This window comes from Thiomicrorhabdus arctica DSM 13458, from assembly GCF_000381085.1.
Lineage (GTDB): Bacteria > Pseudomonadota > Gammaproteobacteria > Thiomicrospirales > Thiomicrospiraceae > Thiomicrorhabdus > Thiomicrorhabdus arctica.
Map to the genome: position 1 here is coordinate 146436 of NZ_KB905902.1, position 17212 is coordinate 163647.

Sequence of the window (17212 nt, forward strand, 5' to 3'; positions counted from 1 at the left end):
TTCATAGGGTGGGTCAGTTCAAGGCAGAAAAAGTGAATGTACAAATCGTACACGAGCGTTTCTAACGCAGAAATGGCCTGCCCTATGGGCAAAATAATCCGTATCTAGAGGCGCATTGGCATAATAACGTGTTGACAGTGACACACATCGGTTTGTGCTTCAATCAGGCAACTGCTATTGGCGTCTTTCAAGATGAGAGTCACGCAATCTTCATTCATCGAGTTCAGCACATCGATAATGTAATTGACGTTAAAACCGATTTCCATTGCGGAGCCGCTGTAATCTATCGCCATGTCTTCATGCGATTCATCTTGCTCACTGTTAGAGGCATTGACCGCTAATAGATTATTGCTTAATACCAGACGAATACCTTTGAATTTATCATTTGATAAAATTGAGGCACGCTGTAACAAGCTGCGCAGCATCTCTTTATCAGTTTGGATAAATTGGTCGTTACTCGTCGGAATAACACGACGATAATCCGGGAAGCGGCCATCGACTAACTTACAGGTAAAAACAGTCTCTTCTAACTGAACGGTCAGGTAATTTTTCGCCAAAGAGAACTCAATTAAGGTATCTGCATCGCCCATCAGTTTCGATAGCTCTAACACCCCTTTTCTTGGCAAAATAGCTTGAGTCGGTTCAAGGCCTTCAATCGCTAACTCCGTTGAACAGGTTGATAGACGGTGACCGTCAGTGGCAACCACTCGCAATGTCTGGTTGCTGATATCGAACAACATGCCGTTCAAATAGAAACGTACATCTTGGCTCGCCATCGCAAAAGCAGAGTGTTGAATTAACTGCTTTAGCTGATGTTGCGATAATGAAAATGAGATATCAGATTGGGTTAAATCGATGGTCGGGAAATCGTCAGCCGGTAAGGTTGATAATTTAAAGCGAGAACGCCCGGCAGACAGCGTACAGCGTGAACCATCAAAGTCGAGCACAATAGTGAGTCCGTCTGGCAATGAACGCACAATATTAATTAATTTCATCGCCGGTAAAGTAATGGCGAATTGACCCTGTTCTGAAGATTCTAGCTCGGTCTGAGCGCGTGTCTCGATCTCTAAATCGGAAGCGGTCACCGTGAGAGTGTTTTCAGAGACTTGAAATAAAATATTGCCTAAAATCGGCATGGTTTGACGTTTTTCAACGACACCACCGACAGTTTGTAGTACTTTTAAAAGGTTTTCACGGGTTAAAGTGATTTTCATGCCAAGCGCCTTTTTAATCTCTAAATTTAATGGATTTTGAGTAAAGTAAATTAATTGGTAATGATACGAATTAGGCTGTTAAAGTCATCATCAATATGGTGATCCGTTTCACGTAATTCTTTAATTTTTCGTACAGCGTGTAATACGGTTGTATGATCACGACCTCCAAAAGCATCGCCAATTTCAGGCAAGCTGTGGTTGGTCAGTTCTTTTGCAATGCCCATCGCCATTTGTCTTGGTCGGGCAATGTTACGGGTGCGTCTTTTAGATAAAAGGTCAGCAACCCGTAATTTGTAATAGTCGGCAACCGTTTTTTGAATATTATCTAAAGTAACCATTTTTTGTTGCAATGCCAACAAATCTTTTAAGGCATCTTTAACGACTTCAACGGTTAGTAGTTGCTGAGTGAATTGTGCATAAGCACCGACACGCTTCAGCGCACCCTCTAAGTCACGTACATTGCCACGTAAACGTTTAGCGATGAAAAAGGCCACTTCATCGGGTAAGGCGACACCAAATTCAGAGGCTTTTTTAAGCAAAATCGCGACCCGCATTTCAAATTCAGGGGGTTCAACGCCAATCGTCAATCCCCAGCCAAAACGAGACTTTAAACGATCTTCTAGACCGTCCACCTCTTTTGGAAAACGATCACTGGTCAGAATGACCTGCTTATTACCTTCGAGCAAGGTGTTAAACGTATGAAAAAATTCTTCTTGGGACTGCTCTTTATTCGCAAAGAACTGGATATCATCAATTAATAAAGCATCTAAAGAGCGGTAAAAACGTTTGAATTCATCAATTTTATTATGGCGTAAGGCATTGACCATATCGGCTACAAAACGCTCAGAATGCAAATAGACCACTCGTGCGTCCGGATTGTCTTTCATTAACTGATTACCGATGGCATGCATTAAATGTGTTTTACCTAAACCCACGCCCCCATAGATAAAGAAAGGATTGTAACTACCGCCTGGATTTTCAGCAACTTGACGTGCGGCCGCGGCCGCGAGTTGGTTGGCTTTACCTTCCACAAAGGTGTCAAAGGTAAAACTTGTGTTTAAGTTGTGTTTGATGCCTGATTTTTTTGTGTTGTCAGCGGCTTTAATGGTGCGATTGTCAGGTGATTTTATTCTGTTATGACTGGCTTGCAAAGGTTGTGGAATGGTTGGCTCTGGCTCTACTAATGCTTCTCGGGTGTAGTCTCCGATCTCTAAACGTACTTCTGGCGTATTGGTTGGCGCCGCCATCGAGACTGCTAGGCGTATATTGCCCATCAGTTTTTTATTCACCCAGTCCAGAATAAAAGTGGAGGGTGCTAATAGACGAATAACGGCTTCTTCTTCTATGGCTTGAAGAGGAAGGATCCAAGTATAGAATTGCTGATCGTTAAGATCATTTTCCAGATGCTTGAGACTTTGGGCCCAGAGTGTTGACAAATTAGATATCCTTAAAAGTAGCAAAGTTGGGTAATTTGAAAGTCGTTAGAGAAACTTGTTTACCTTTACAATTTTATTTTCGCGTATAGAGAGCTGCTTCCACATGAGTCAATGTAAGGTCTCAGGGAGAACGTCAATGATGGCTTTATCTTGGTACGGGTTCGTTTGATAAGGCCAAGTATACCTGTGAATAACTTTAAAACAAGAGGGTCGCCTGTGGATAACTGTGTGGATAAAACGTGTGGATAACTGCTTTTATCCTTTATCTAAGTTATTGTTAACATTAAATATTTTGCGGTTGTGGATTGTTAGATAAAAAATAGCATTTTTATGGCTAATAATATCAAGAAAACGCCAAAAAAACGTTTAAGGGTTTTGACTGGCAGTTGATGTGCCCAGCGTGCGCCAATAGGAGCCGTAAAGTAACTGGCTAAGACAATACCAAAAAACGCGGGCCAATAAATATAACCGGTTGCATAGCGAGGTAAGTTACTCGCATCCAAGCCAGCGATGAGGAAACCAATCGTTCCCGCCAAAGCAACGGGCAAACTCACCGCTGCGGAGGTGGCGATGGCTTGATGCATACTGATGTTATTCCATTGCAAGTAAGGTGTGGTTAATGTCCCGCCACCAATGCCGACTAATGAAGAGAACCAGCCAATGATGACACCTGCACTGGTATTTCCGACCAGGCCTGGTAACTGTCGATGTGGATTGGGTTTAAGGGCCAAAAGCATATTAATCGCAATCAGTAACTCTAATATTCCAAACAGCTTCGCTAACCAATTTGATGCTATGAATTGTGAACTCCACCCCCCAACAAATGCACCGATTAATACGCCACCGGTCAACAGTTTAAAGATGTCCCAACGCACGGCTGCATGTTGGTGGTGTGCTTTAACTGAGGCGTAGGAGGTGACTAATATGGTCGCCAAAGAGGTTCCAATTGCCAGGTGAACCACTTCTTGGATGTCTAAGAAAATCAAAAACACCGTCGAAAGTACGGGCACAATTAACAGTCCCCCACCAATCCCGAGCAATCCGGCTGCAACCCCGACCACGGCACCTGTAATAAGATAGGTCAAAAATTCATAAAGAAAACTGAGTTCAGTCATGTGTATTAGAGGCCTATAAATAAAGTGTCAGTATTTTAGACCACATTATATTTCATTACGGTTTTTAATGGGAGCTGAAAAGATGACAGTTAACGCTTTCGCTAAAGCGGGTAAGGTGGGCTATGAATGAGCTGCAAAAAGCCTTAAAGTGGCTTCCATGGAATATTTTACAGAGTTAGGTTACATTGGCTTGTTTTTATCGGCATTTTTAGCGGCCACGATTTTACCGTTGAGTTCCGAGCTGGTTTTGACGCTATTATTAGTCAATGGCTTAAATCCAAACCTATTGGTGGCCGTTGCGACAGTCGGTAATGTTCTCGGTTCTTTTGTGAATTACGCCATTGGCTTTTGGGGCAGTGTTTTTGTGGTGCGCAAACTCTTGAAAGTGTCAGAGGAGAAGTTCAAATCCTCTAAACACCGCTTTAAAAAATATGGTGTTTGGAGTTTGCTCTTTGCTTGGGTGCCCGTGATTGGTGATCCTTTGACACTGATTGCTGGAGCGCTACGAATCAATCTGTTCGTGTTTTTTGTATTGGTGACCATCGGTAAGTTAGGTCGTTATATGGTCGTAACCTATGTGACTTTAGGGTAAGTATCGGTTGATTTTTGAGACGTCAAAAGCAGGATGATCCGGCCAGGTTATTCTGCTTATTCTCTTGCATAAGTAAAAAGTTTTCATTTATCATTATTAGGTTGTCACCATAATGCCATCAATTTAAAGCTGATAACAAGGCTAGAATGAAATGATTCATTACCCTGAAATACTATTTGTAGTAGATAAGGTTGTCGACAGCACAAGTTATCGTTTGAATAAAGTATGTTATGTCGTGGAAAGGCGTTACTGTTTTAGTTTTCCGTAGAATTTAATTTCGCAGAATTGTTGTTTTCTTATTGATAACTCTATATAATCCCCGTTTTTCCGGATGTCGGAATAGAATTTTTTAAGGAACATTGAAATGAAACGTACATTCCAACCTAGCGTTATTAAACGTGCTCGTACTCACGGTTTCCGTGCTCGTATGGCGACAAAAAACGGCCGTAATATTTTAGCTGCACGTCGTGCTAAAGGTCGTAAAAACCTAACAGTCAGCGACCAGATCGTCGGTTAACTTTATAGTTTTAAGCGTGCTGTCTAGTATGCTTGATTCCAAAATTCTGGTGAGTTAATGAATTCCAATAACGAGTTATCAACTCACTCAGAATCCCCCTCTTCTTCTCTTGCTCTCCAAAAGCCAGACCTTGGTTTTTCGAAATCCCTTCGTATTCTCGCTCCTAAAGACTTTCAACACGTATTTGCAAAAGCTGAAAAGTTTGGCAATCGCAATTGGACCTTTATTGTTCGTCCGAATAACGAATCTTATCCAAGATTGGGTTTAGCCATTGCAAAAAAGCAATTACAGAGAGCCGTATGGCGAAATCGTGTAAAAAGACTGGCTCGTGAAGCATTTCGTTTACATAAGAAAGAGTTAAATGGGTATGATATTGTCGTTTTAGGGCGAAAAGGTCTGCAAGATATCGATAATGAGACATTGCATAAGAGTTTTTTACACCTGATACGAAAAATTCAAAAGAGTGATCTGAAAGATCGCGCTTAATTAGTTTGAAGAATAGAGACCTTTGTACGAGTCAGGGACGTGAGAAAAATTAGATAAAATTTTACTGATTAAGGGGGGAAATGAAGTTAATAGCTAGCTATTGACAAGTTTTTCAACGAAAAGCAGTGATATTTTAGCCATTTTTATCCGTTTATGATTTCGTGCAATGGTCTCAGATAGCTTTAAAAGGTTTTCACAATGAATATGAGATCGTTTTGGTGGTTAGCGCTGGCGTTTACGCTAACGTGGATGTGGCTTGAATGGACACAGTTTACTGCGCTTAAAGTAGAGTCCACTGCGGCAGCCAGTGCTGTACATGAGGTGCCTGTTGCAAATAGTACGACAGCTGCGAGCGCAGCTGTTTCGGCAGCGGCTAATGCAAACACCGGTGCCGCAGATGTGCCAGGTGCAAATGCCGGTAGCGTCAGTCATAGCGCGGTGCCGATATTGCAAAACGATATCTCTCAAGGTCAACGTATTACGGTGAAAACCGATACATTGGATCTGGTTATTGACACGGTCGGTGGTGATATTCGTGTGGCGAACTTATTGCAATACGGTGCGTCAGCAGATCATTCTCAGCCTTATCAGTTAATGAGTGACTCTGGGCCTTTGATCTATATGGCTCAAAACGGGATTGCCACCCAAGCAGATGCCGCTTTACCCGCACCCACCCATAAGACGGTTTATCAGTCATCTCAGTCATACTATAAAATGACTGGAGATACCTTGACGGTGCCGCTAACTTGGTCACAAGATGGTATCACAGTGACCAAATCTTATACCTTTACAAAGGGTAAGTATCTGGTTGCTGTAAATTATAAAGTTGAAAACACAACGGACAAGGCCTGGTCAGGAAGTCTTTACTCTCAGTTAGTACGCAATGCGTTTAATCCTGATGATAACTTCATGATGTACACCTACACGGGGCCTGTACTTTATGATGGTAATGCAGAGGATAAATACGTTAAGCATAAGTTTACGGATTTAGATACCCAAGCGATTTCGGGTAAAGCCGTAACGGGTGGCTGGGCGGCCATGATCCAGCAGTACTTTTTAACGGCATTGATTCCAAGTCAAAATGCACAGAACAGCTATTATGCAAAACCCTTAACCGAAGGTCGATATGCGGTTGGCGTGGTGGAGCCTATGGTTGAGGTCGCGCCAGGTCAATCAGGTCTATTAAGCTCAAGTATCTATATGGGCCCTTTGAAGCAAGATCTTTTGTCTGATATTGCGCCGGGCCTTGAGCGTACCATCGATTACGGTATCTTAACCATTATTGCAGAGCCGCTTTTCTGGTTGCTTGAACATATTCACAGCGTGGTGGGTAACTGGGGTCTGGCCATTATCCTGTTAACCGTTTTGATAAAATTATTGTTCTATAAGTTATCAGAAGCGGGCTACCGTTCTATGGCACGCTTGAAGAAGTTTCAGCCTAAGCTGAAGCAACTAAAAGAGAACTATGGTGACGATAAAGTGCTCTTCCAACAGAAGATGATGAAACTGTATAAAGAGGAGAAGATTAATCCGCTGGGTGGCTGTTTGCCCATCTTCATTCAGATGCCGGTCTTTATCTCACTTTATTGGGTCTTGTTATACTCAGTGGAGATGCGCCAAGCGCCATTTATGCTCTGGATAGATGATCTATCTGCACAAGATCCATATTTCATCTTACCGGTGATTATGGGGATTACCATGTTCATTCAGCAGAAGCTAAACCCTTCAGCGATGATGGACCCTATGCAGCAAAAAGTGATGAAATTATTACCGTTTATTTTCACCATCTTCTTCTTATGGTTCCCTGCCGGATTGGTTCTATACTGGGTCGTCAACAATATGCTATCCGTTGCTCAGCAGTGGTATATCACGAAGAAGATTGAAGCGGGCGATGATACACCTGAAAAAAGTAAAGCGTAAGGAATAATAGCATGCAGTTAACTTATCAAAAATTAGGGCAAGATCACCCAATGTTCGGTAAAGTAGAGTTTTTGGTAGCAGATGGGATGAAGCCAATCTGCTATAAAACTAAAGACGGCTATATTCCTTTAGAGGCGGCATCACCTGGTGCCGCTTTAATCGCAGCCAAGGCTGAGGTGGTCACTAAACCACTTTATATCTTGTCTTTTAAAGTCAATGGTGAAGCTGAAGAGATGAGCTTTACGTCCAAGAAGACTCTGGATAGAACCCTTGAACTTTATGGACAGAAAGCGTTTATCACCGATTTGAAAACCACCACTTATAAAACCGTGGTCTAACCCAAATCACCTTTTGAAAAACGCCCTTTAATGGGCGTTTTTTGTTTATACCTTTGCATTCATTCTTTCTTAAGCGAGACTCAAAATGGAATACGACAATATAGATACCATTGCAGCCATTGCCACCGCCCCAGGTAGAGGAGGGGTTGGCATTGTAAGGGTCTCGGGCAAAAAAGTAGTGGAGATAACCGAAGCCGTCTTAGGACAACTGCCCAAACCACGTTATGCCGTTTATGGTGATTTTCTGGGTAAAGAAGGTGAGGTATTAGACAAAGGCATCGCTTTATATTTCCCTAACCCCCACTCTTTTACCGGTGAGGATGTCTTAGAGCTACAAGCGCACGGTGGCTCCGTCGTTTTGCAATGGTTATTGGATCGCGTGGTTGAGCTCGGCGCACGGTTAGCCGAGCCGGGTGAATTTTCCAAACAAGCCTTTATGAACGACAAACTTGATTTAGCGCAAGCCGAGGCCATAGCAGATCTTATCGACTCTTCATCGGAACAAGCCGCACGTTCTGCCTTACGTTCGTTACAGGGAGAGTTTTCACGTGAGGTTAATGCCTTGGTCGAGGCCACTATTCGGTTGCGTATCTATGTCGAAGCGGCCATTGATTTTCCGGAAGAAGAGATCGATTTCCTCTCGGACGGAAAAGTCGCAAGCGATCTACAGGGCATTTTAGATAGATTGCACTCTGTTTTTGCTTCGGCCAAACAGGGTGCTTTACTACGTGAAGGTATGTCGGTGGTGATTTTAGGACGTCCCAATGCGGGTAAATCCAGTTTACTGAATGCGTTGTCAGGTAGAGAGAGTGCGATTGTCACCGATATTGCCGGTACCACACGTGACATTGTCAAAGAAGAAATTAATATTGACGGCATGCCATTACATATCTTAGATACCGCGGGTGTGCGCGAAGCGACCGATCAAGTCGAACAAATCGGTATTGAACGCGCTTGGCAAGCTTTAGACAGTGCTGATCGCGTATTGGTGATGCTGCAAGCGGGTGAAGCAATTCATGCTGAAGACCAAATTATCCTCGATAGACTACCCGCCCATATCCCCGTCACCTTGATTCGCAATAAAATTGATTTAATCAATCATGCACCGATGGTGGAGATTGAGTCAGAAACTCAACGTACCGTCGTGTGGATGTCGGCTAAACAGGCATTAGGTCTTGAGTTATTAAGAAACCACCTCAAAACCGAGATGGGCTATAAGCAAACGGGCGAAGGAGTCTTTATGGCACGTAAACGCCATTTGGATGCATTAGAGTTAGCCTTGTCTTGGACCTTAAATGGTCAGCAACAGCTAGAAGGTTTTGCGGCAGGTGAATTGCTGGCGGAAGATTTACGCTTGGCGCAGCAAGCCTTATCTGAAATCACAGGTCGTTTCACTTCAGATGACTTATTAGGCCGTATCTTTACCTCTTTTTGCATTGGTAAATAATCTTATCCCAAGCGACCAGGCCTGGTCGCTTATTGCATAAATCGAAGACCCCAATCCTCAGATAACTTCTAATAAAGCACTAGCTGTTAAGCAGCTTAGTTAAAAAGGGTTATGCGCTCAGTTTTGAGATGGATTCTAACTTAATTTTTGATGCAAAGTTGTGCTAATTAAATAGGTATTACTCATAATTATAAGCCGTTATTAATGCATATTGACTCTACGATTATGTAGGGTATTCTGGTGTCTATGCTAGATTTTATGTTTTGGGATTACTTTGGTGAATAAAAAAAAATTGGGTATAAAAGCGCTTGGTTTTACTTTATGTCTTATATGGTTGCCTGCGAAAGCCGCGACAGATTTTTATATGGGAGGCTCAGGAACGGATTTAGGCACCATGCAACAGATTGGTCTGGCCTTTTCGAAACGCTACCCAGATGTGACGGTAAAAATATTCCCTTCCTTGGGGAGTAGTGGTGGCATTAAGGCCTTAGGCGCCTCTAGGTTAGATATCGCTCTGACCTCACGAGACTTAAAGCCCAAAGAAAAGCGACCTAATATTCAATCCAAATTATATGCTTACACCCCTTTCATATTTGTCGCTACGCCTGATTATGCAAGGCAAAATGTTTCGCTCATCAATCTGAAAAATATTTACGATGCTTCATCTCCTTACTGGCCGGACGGCCGAGCGGCTCGAATTGTACTGCGACCCTCTAGTGATTCTGATATTAAAGTTTTGAAAAACTCCATAGAGGGTTTCGCCAACGTGCTGCAAAAAGCCTATCAAAGAAAGGGTAAAATTATTGCTTTTACCGATCAAGAAGCCGCTGATTATGCGGAACGCATGTCTGGTGCTGTAACAACCAGCAGCTTAAGTTTGATCAAAGCTGAAAAGAGGAATTTGATGCCGTTGATGATTGAGGGCATTGAACCCAGTGTGGAGAATTTGAAAAGTGGACGTTATAAATTCAAAAAATCGCTTTATTTCGTCTTTTCTACTAATCCATCTGAGCATGTAAAACACTTTATAGAGTTCATGAAATCAGATACTGCCCAGAGAATTTTATTGGAAACTGGGCATTTATCGGTACAATAAACGAGGCATGAAATTAAGGTAAATACATTGCAAGAGATCCTGCGTTTAAAAAGAATTACGTCGCTGACCGCCTATTCCGTATCGGCGGTTATATTGTTTGTCATTCCCGCTATCTATTTTATTACAGCCTTTAATCAAAAAGTTGAATGGTTAACTTATATGGTGGAGTCACTTTCGAGTCGACTCTCTGAGTTGATTTATACTGCACCTGAATCTTGGCAGTATAGAAGCCATAATATCGAATACATTTTAAATCATACTGCATACCATTCAACCCCCCTCTATTATCAGGTTCAAGATAGTTCGGGTGCAGAAGTGCTCCAAACAACGGTCATCCAGAGTCATTCATGGTTATACAGTGTCAGTGCTGAATTAAGCGATGGTATCAATGCCGTCGGCACATTATCCATCTCCTTTGATTTGGTCCCGCTCATTATGCAAACACTCTTGGTGGCATTAGTGGCGTTAATCGCGGCCAGTGCTCTTTATTATGTGTTACGTATGTTACCGTTTGCACACTTAGAAAAGGCCATGCTGCAACTGTCCGATTCACGCAAATTGCTCAGAGAAGAGGTCGAAGCCAAAAAACTTGCATTAAATGCACAGCAACTTATTAGTGAACAAATGGAGTATCAATCGCTGCATGACTCACTTACAAAGTTGCCTAATCGTAAGTTGTTTAATCAGAAGGTGAGGGCGTTATTGCATTATGACCAACGCTCTAAAGCACAGCGTTTTTGCGTTATGTTGCTTGATTTGGATCGCTTTAAAGAGATCAATGATTCACTTGGACATCAGTTGGGGGATTTGGTGCTTATCGAGTTAGCAAATCGTTTAACCGAAGTCTTGCCGGAAGCCGAATTAATTGCCCGGCTAGGAGGGGATGAGTATGCCATCTTAACCCGACGTTGTGATGCAGGGTGTTTGAATGATCAGCTCGAACGTATTTTTAGTGCGTTGAAATTCCATTTCAACCTTGAGGGCTTTCATTTGTCGGTTGATGCTAGTGTTGGGGTGTCTTGTTATCCTAAGCACGGCTCAACCCGAGAAAAGTTGGTTCGGCATGCAGATATCGCTATGTACCATGCGAAGACGCATGGCTTAAGTTGGTCAATCTATGAACAAAAATTTGATGTCAGTACCCCTGATCGTCTCAGATTAGTGTCCGACTTACGTTTTGCGTTAGAAAACCAGCAGTTGACTTTACATTACCAGCCAAAATTATGTCTAAAAACCCATAAAATAGTCTCAATGGAGGCGTTAGCGCGTTGGCAACATCCAGAGTTTGGCATGATCGCGCCGGATGTATTTATTCCGATGGCAGAACAGAGTAACTTAATTAACTCTTTGACAACTTGGTTAATAGAGACGGCATTAAAACAACTCAAAGAGTGGCACGGCACTTACAGTGAATCGATGTCAATGGCGGTAAATATTTCCGCTAAAAATTTACAAGATGCAACCCTCTCTACAGGGTTGATACAAAAATTAACAGAATATGATATTGCCCCTGAATTTTTAACGTTAGAAATTACAGAAACGATGATGATGCAAGACCCAGAGCAGTCACGCCTGGTCATTCAGGGGTTAAGTGATTTAGGGATTAAAATTGCAATTGATGATTTTGGCACAGGCTATTCTTCTCTCTCTTATTTGAAACGTCTTGCAGTGGATCAAGTGAAGATTGATCGTTCGTTTACGATGAATATGCTGACGGAACCAGATGATAAAATCATTGTCGAATCTACCATTAATCTTGCGCATAGTTTAGGAATGGAAGTGGTTGCGGAAGGGATTGAGGTCGCTGAGGTAATCACCTTGTTACAAGCGCTAGGGTGTGAATATGGACAGGGTTATTATATCTGCAGGCCTATGAAGGGTGATTCAATATTTGATTGGCTCCAACAATTTGATCTACAAGAGAACCCATCACCCTGATTCAGTGTGGCTTTACAACAAAATGAATTCTGTCAAGAGTTGAACCTATTGATGGACTTCCCAAAACCTCTTCATGATTCTTTAGCTAAACATAGTTCAAATAAGTGTCAATCAGCTTGTCTGGATTTCTATCTCTCAAATAAAAGTGACCAGGCCTGGTTCGCTTCAAAACCTTTAATCGTCGCTAAAGAGTTTGATATTTTAGAACTTGCTTATATACTTCAAGCTTATTGAAGAGTGTTCATTTAAAGAAACAAGGGGTGAGGTATGAGGCTAGATCAGTTGTTAGCAGGAGTAATTCTCCTGAGCGTACTCCTAACAGGGTGTGAAAAAACGCCTACTGAATCCTCGTCTATTGTGCCGATTGTCAAAACAATGGTCTTATCCACGGCCGAGCAACAACAGCAATGGCAATTAACCGGCACGATAACGGCACGCTATTTATCTGAATTGGCCTTTCAAGTGAATGGTAAAGTCATTCAAAGAGAGATTAATCTTGGTGATACCATCACCAAGAATCAAGTGCTCTATCGTTTGGAGCCACGCGACTTTGAATTGACACGTCATGTCGCGATGACGAATGTAAAGTCGACTCAATCAGATATAGCATTCGCTATATCTGAACTCTCCCGGCTCAAAAAACTCATTAAACGACACTTAACCTCTCAGCAAGCGGTTGATCAGGCCGAAAATCAGGTGACCGTGTTAGAGGCAAAATTAAGTACACTACGTTTACAAGTTCAACAAGCGCAAAACCAATTGAATTACACCGTTTTAAAGTCACCAGGCCTGGGTAAGGTATTAAGCATTCAAACAGAAGTCGGTGAAGTGGTCGCAGCCGGTCAACCGGTTGCCAAAATTGCATTGACAGGGCATCGTGAAGTGAGTGTGCAGATTCCAGAGAGTCGTCTGCAGAATGTGCCTGAAAAAGCAGAGGTCAGTGTGTCAGGTTCAACGCAACCATTCACGGCAACGTTAAGAGAGTTGGCGCTGGAAGCTGATCCGCTGAGTCGTACTTGGGAGGCTCGATACACATTGCACTCTATTGTTGAAGATGCCACGATGAAAACTTCATCGGGAATTGACGATTTAAGTTTGGGGCAGACGGCCAAACTTACCTTTTCTGAGTTATCTAATTTAGTCAAAGTGCCAAACAGCGCACTGTATGAGCAGGGCGATTTTGTCTCTGTCTGGATCGTCAAGCAAGGTAAAGTTTATAGAAAAGCCGTTAAAGTGAGTTCTTTATCCGAATCTTTCGCTTGGATAAGTGCCGTGGACGGTGATTTTAGCAAGGTGAAAAGCATTGTTACGTTAGGCGTGCACCTTTTGAGTGAAGGACAGCGGGTACGGGAGTCAGCAGAATGAATCGTTGGAATGTCTCTGCCTATGCGGTGAAAGAACGTTCTTTGACACTGTATTTTATTTTAATTATTGCCATTGCAGGCATCTATGCCTTTTTGAGTATGGGACGTGCGGAAGACCCAACGTTTAATTTAAATACCATGCTAGTCAGTGCGAGTTGGCCCGGTGCGACTGCGCAAGAAATGCAAGATCAAGTCGCCGACCCATTAGAGAAAAAACTCGAAGAAATTCTCTACTTTGACCGCGTAGAAACCAAGTCACGTGCGGGCCAAGTAGACATGATTGTCAGTTTTGCTGAAAACACACCCAAAGGTATCTCTCAAGAGTTGTATTACCAAGTGCGTAAGCGTTTAGGTGACGCGGCTTTGTCTCTACCAAAAGGTGTACAAGGCCCCATCTTTAATGACGATTTTGAAGATGTTTTCTTTACGCTTTATAGTTTGACCGCACCCGAGTGGCCGCAAGAAAAATTGGTACTGGAAGCGGACAAAATGCAGATCGCTTTGCGTCAGGTACAGGGTGTTAAAAAAGTCACTTTGATTGGTGAACGGCCACAACGTATCTATATTGATATCAATCAAGACTCCCTTGCTTTACAAGGATTTGACCTGGCAAGTGTTCAGAAAGCAATTAACGCACAATTAAGTGTGACCGATGCAGGTTTTATTGAAACCGCAGGACCGCGTTTGTATCTGCGCACTAAACGAGAATCATCGCTTTCTGCCGATACTGTTGAACACATTAAAACACTGCCAATTCTACTGGGGGGCCAGGTGGTTGCTCTACAAGAGCTGGCGAAAGTGACGCGCGGTTATGAAAGCCCACCAAGCTTTCTCGTTAGAGATAAAGGTCAAGAAGCACTGATTTTAGGGGTCGTGATGTCACCCTCAACTGATGGTCTCGAATTAGAGAAAAATTTAATCGCTTTTGAAGCCGATTATCAACATCAACTGCCTTTGGGTGTGACCTTAGACAAGATTACCAATCAGGCCGATGCCATTCATGGTGCTGTCAGCACCTTTCAGGTAAAGTTTGTCACGGCTTTGGCTGTGGTACTGTTTGTCAGTCTTATCGCCCTGGGGTTACGTGCCGGTTTAATCGTGGCTTTAGCCGTGCCGTTGACGTTAGCGATGACTTTTCTGTTTATGTACCTGCAAGGTTTGAACTTTGACCGAATTACCTTAGGTGCCTTGATTATTTCCCTAGGTTTACTGGTGGATGATGCGATTATTGCAATAGAGATGATGCTCGTCAAAATGGAAGAGGGCATGGATAAAGTCAAAGCCGCTGCTTACTCTTGGACCGTGACAGCTGCACCGATGTTAGTCGGTACTTTAGTCACCGTCGTCGGGTTTGTGCCAATTGGTTTAGCAGAATCTCGCGTTGGCGAATATGCCGGTAATATTTTTTGGGTCTTAGGGATTGCGCTCATCTCCTCTTGGGTTGTTGCCGTCTACTTTACGCCTTATCTTGGCGTTAAGTTATTGAAGAACATCTCGCACAAATCCGCTGACAATACGTCTGAGAGTTCAGTGGCAGCTGCGAGCATTTATGACACACGGTTTTATCGTTTTTTAAGAAAAGTCATTACGGGATGTGTTCGCCATAAATTGCTCGTCGTTTTGTTAACGTTGGCCGTTTTCATTATATCTGTCATCGGCATGAATAAGGTGGTGGTGAAACAGTTCTTTCCAAGTTCAGACCGTCCTGAACTGATGGTCGATATCTATCTTCCTGAAGGCACAGGCATTAACGTCACCGATGCGGTCACCAAACGGTTTGAAGCACTGATTAATGGGCAGAAAGAGGTTAAGTCGCTCTCATCTTATGTAGGACGCGGCGCTCCCCGATTCTTCTTAGCATTAAACCCTGAGCTACCGAATCCAGCCTTCGCCAAAATTATCATTGTCACCCAAGATGCGGCAGCTCGTGATCGTTTACAGGTTAAGTTACAACAACAGGTGCAGGAAGGCATGTTCCCTGAAGCACGTGTCAGAGTGCATTCATTACTGTTCGGACCGCCCGTCGTTTGGCCTGTTACCTTTAGAGTGGTGGGACCCGATGCCAATGAGTTACGTCGTATTGCCAACCAATTAAAAACGCTGATTGGCCAGCAGGACTTTGCACTTGATCCGCACTTGCAATGGGGAGATCGTGTCCCAACTATAAATCTGAACGTCGATAGAACACGTTTGATGCAATTGGGTTTAACCCTACAGGATGTCACTGGGCAACTGCAAGCTCAGTTACAAGGTGTGCCAGTTGTACAAGTACGTGAGCAAATTCGTACGGTGAGTGTGGTCATGCGAGCCGATAAAGCCAGTCGTTTTAATGTCGATGAGTTAGGGAACTTGTTGATTAAGACTAAGCTTGGTAAAAGCTTACCATTAGAACAGGTTGCCAAGCTTGATGTCGTTTACGAAGAACCCCTGCTTGAACGCAGAAATCGAGAGCTGTTTATTGCCGTCAATAGCAATGTCATTCCAGGGATGCAACCGCCTGTGGCAACACAATTGATTCAAGCGCAAATGCAGCCGTTACTGGATGCCTTGCCCTATGGTTACCGCGTTGATGTGGGAGGTTCAGTTGAAGAGTCGAGCAAGGCACAAGATTCGATTAAAGCAAAGGTACCCTTGATGATTTTGGGAATGACTCTGCTCATTATGTTATTGGTGAAGTCTTTTAGCAGCCTCTTTATGGTGATTGTCACCGCGCCTTTAGGTTTGATCGGTGCGGTATTGGCAATGACCCTGTTTAATCAACCATTTGGGTTTGTGGCCAACTTGGGCTTAATCGGTTTAGCGGGCATTTTAATGCGTAATACGCTGATTCTTACCGGGCAGATTGATGATCATCTAAAGCAAGGCTTTAAGCCAAGTGAGGCGGTAATTGATGCCACTATTCGGCGTGCTCGACCAGTCCTTTTAACAGCCATTGCAGCGATGTTAGCGTTTATACCACTGACAACCTCGACTTTCTGGGGGCCGATGGCCTTTGTATTGATTGGGGGTATCGGTGTGGGCACCATTTTAACGCTGCTGTTTTTACCCGCGCTCTATTCTCTTTGGTTTAAAGTGAAACTGCCTCAATGAGCCAGATGAACTATCCGGTACCCACTGAACAAGCTTTTACTGAAATCATGATCAAAAAAAGTCGTTTCATTGCATATGCTCGGCATATCGTTTCACGTGAAGCAGGCATGATTTGGTTGACGCAAATCAAGACCGAATACCCGGATGCTCGGCATCACTGCTGGGCTTATATGGTCGGTCATCCCCATTGCGCCACCAATGCTGGTATGGGGGATGATGGCGAACCATCGGGTACTGCCGGTAAACCAATCTTGAATGTGCTTAATCACAAGGGAATTTTGGATGTCATGATTATCGTAGTGCGTTATTTTGGGGGGATTAAGTTAGGCGCGGGCGGATTAACCCGAGCTTATAGTCAAGCCGCGCAGGCGGTGATGGAAATTTTGCCTACAGAGCAACAAGTCCTAATGGAGGGTATTCATATTGAATGTGATTTTGCCTTAGAACAGCAGGTTCGTCATTGGACTACCCAGGTAGAAGGGAGCGTAAATGAAGTGAATTACACCCAAAAAGTACAGATGCAGCTACGCATACCGCAGGATAAAACCCAAAATTTCATTGAACAACTTGAGTCAATTCAGTGTTCTTTTAAGTTAGTTCACGAATAGCAATCTTCAAAACTCTAAGAGTATGATGGTTGGGCATGGTACTGAAGAGTC

General features: G+C 43.2%; 15 protein-coding genes. 12 read left to right on the forward strand and 3 right to left on the reverse strand.

Annotation, left to right across the window (positions count from 1 at the left end; translation table 11 throughout):
• Positions 1–104 precede the first annotated feature (104 nt).
• The 3 genes from dnaN to F612_RS0111190 form a co-directional block, all read right to left on the reverse strand.
• Positions 105–1214 carry a DNA polymerase III subunit beta gene (gene dnaN, locus F612_RS0111180; protein WP_019557862.1) on the reverse strand — a complete coding sequence of 370 codons (1110 nt, stop codon included), beginning with the start codon at positions 1212–1214 and terminating at the stop codon, positions 105–107.
• A 50-nt stretch (positions 1215–1264) separates the two neighbouring features.
• Positions 1265–2650, reverse strand: a complete 1386-nt coding sequence (dnaA, locus tag F612_RS0111185; protein ID WP_019557863.1) for a chromosomal replication initiator protein DnaA — start codon at positions 2648–2650, stop codon at positions 1265–1267.
• A gap of 308 nt (positions 2651–2958) precedes the next feature.
• Positions 2959–3765 carry a sulfite exporter TauE/SafE family protein gene (locus F612_RS0111190; RefSeq protein WP_019557864.1) on the reverse strand — a complete coding sequence of 269 codons (807 nt, stop codon included), beginning with the start codon at positions 3763–3765 and terminating at the stop codon, positions 2959–2961.
• 157 nt (positions 3766–3922) lie between these two features.
• Between F612_RS0111190 and F612_RS0111195 the strand changes: the two genes are divergently transcribed.
• The 12 genes from F612_RS0111195 (at position 3923) to F612_RS0111250 (ending at position 17161) form a co-directional block, all read left to right on the forward strand.
• The gene (locus F612_RS0111195; protein WP_019557865.1) at positions 3923–4357 is read left to right on the forward strand and encodes a YqaA family protein; all 435 of its coding nucleotides are present in this window, start codon (positions 3923–3925) and stop codon (positions 4355–4357) included.
• A gap of 364 nt (positions 4358–4721) precedes the next feature.
• Positions 4722–4874 (forward strand): 50S ribosomal protein L34, encoded by a 153-nt coding sequence (rpmH, locus tag F612_RS0111200; protein WP_019557866.1) that lies wholly within the window; start codon positions 4722–4724, stop codon positions 4872–4874.
• A 57-nt stretch (positions 4875–4931) separates the two neighbouring features.
• Positions 4932–5360 carry a ribonuclease P protein component gene (gene rnpA / locus F612_RS12685; RefSeq protein ID WP_019557867.1) on the forward strand — a complete coding sequence of 143 codons (429 nt, stop codon included), beginning with the start codon at positions 4932–4934 and terminating at the stop codon, positions 5358–5360.
• A 198-nt stretch (positions 5361–5558) separates the two neighbouring features.
• Positions 5559–7280: a membrane protein insertase YidC gene (yidC, locus tag F612_RS0111210; protein WP_019557868.1), complete on the forward strand. Its 1722-nt coding sequence runs from the start codon at positions 5559–5561 to the stop codon at positions 7278–7280.
• Positions 7281–7291: 11 nt separating this feature from the next.
• Positions 7292–7618 carry a hypothetical protein gene (locus tag F612_RS0111215; RefSeq protein WP_019557869.1) on the forward strand — a complete coding sequence of 109 codons (327 nt, stop codon included), beginning with the start codon at positions 7292–7294 and terminating at the stop codon, positions 7616–7618.
• A gap of 85 nt (positions 7619–7703) precedes the next feature.
• Positions 7704–9065 (forward strand): tRNA uridine-5-carboxymethylaminomethyl(34) synthesis GTPase MnmE, encoded by a 1362-nt coding sequence (gene mnmE / locus F612_RS0111220; protein WP_019557870.1) that lies wholly within the window; start codon positions 7704–7706, stop codon positions 9063–9065.
• 277 nt (positions 9066–9342) lie between these two features.
• Positions 9343–10161, forward strand: a complete 819-nt coding sequence (locus tag F612_RS0111225; protein ID WP_019557871.1) for a substrate-binding domain-containing protein — start codon at positions 9343–9345, stop codon at positions 10159–10161.
• A gap of 27 nt (positions 10162–10188) precedes the next feature.
• Positions 10189–12099 (forward strand): putative bifunctional diguanylate cyclase/phosphodiesterase, encoded by a 1911-nt coding sequence (locus tag F612_RS12690; RefSeq protein WP_019557872.1) that lies wholly within the window; start codon positions 10189–10191, stop codon positions 12097–12099.
• Between the two features lie 6 nt (positions 12100–12105).
• Positions 12106–12333 carry a hypothetical protein gene (locus F612_RS0111235; RefSeq protein WP_019557873.1) on the forward strand — a complete coding sequence of 76 codons (228 nt, stop codon included), beginning with the start codon at positions 12106–12108 and terminating at the stop codon, positions 12331–12333.
• Positions 12334–12366: 33 nt separating this feature from the next.
• Entirely contained in the window at positions 12367–13464 is a 1098-nt protein-coding gene (locus F612_RS0111240) for an efflux RND transporter periplasmic adaptor subunit (protein ID WP_019557874.1), read from the forward strand.
• Positions 13461–16553: an efflux RND transporter permease subunit gene (locus tag F612_RS0111245; RefSeq protein WP_019557875.1), complete on the forward strand. Its 3093-nt coding sequence runs from the start codon at positions 13461–13463 to the stop codon at positions 16551–16553. Before F612_RS0111240 ends, F612_RS0111245 begins: the two co-directional genes overlap by 4 nt.
• Positions 16550–17161 carry a YigZ family protein gene (locus F612_RS0111250; protein WP_019557876.1) on the forward strand — a complete coding sequence of 204 codons (612 nt, stop codon included), beginning with the start codon at positions 16550–16552 and terminating at the stop codon, positions 17159–17161. Before F612_RS0111245 ends, F612_RS0111250 begins: the two co-directional genes overlap by 4 nt.
• The last annotated feature ends 51 nt before the right edge of the window (positions 17162–17212 follow it).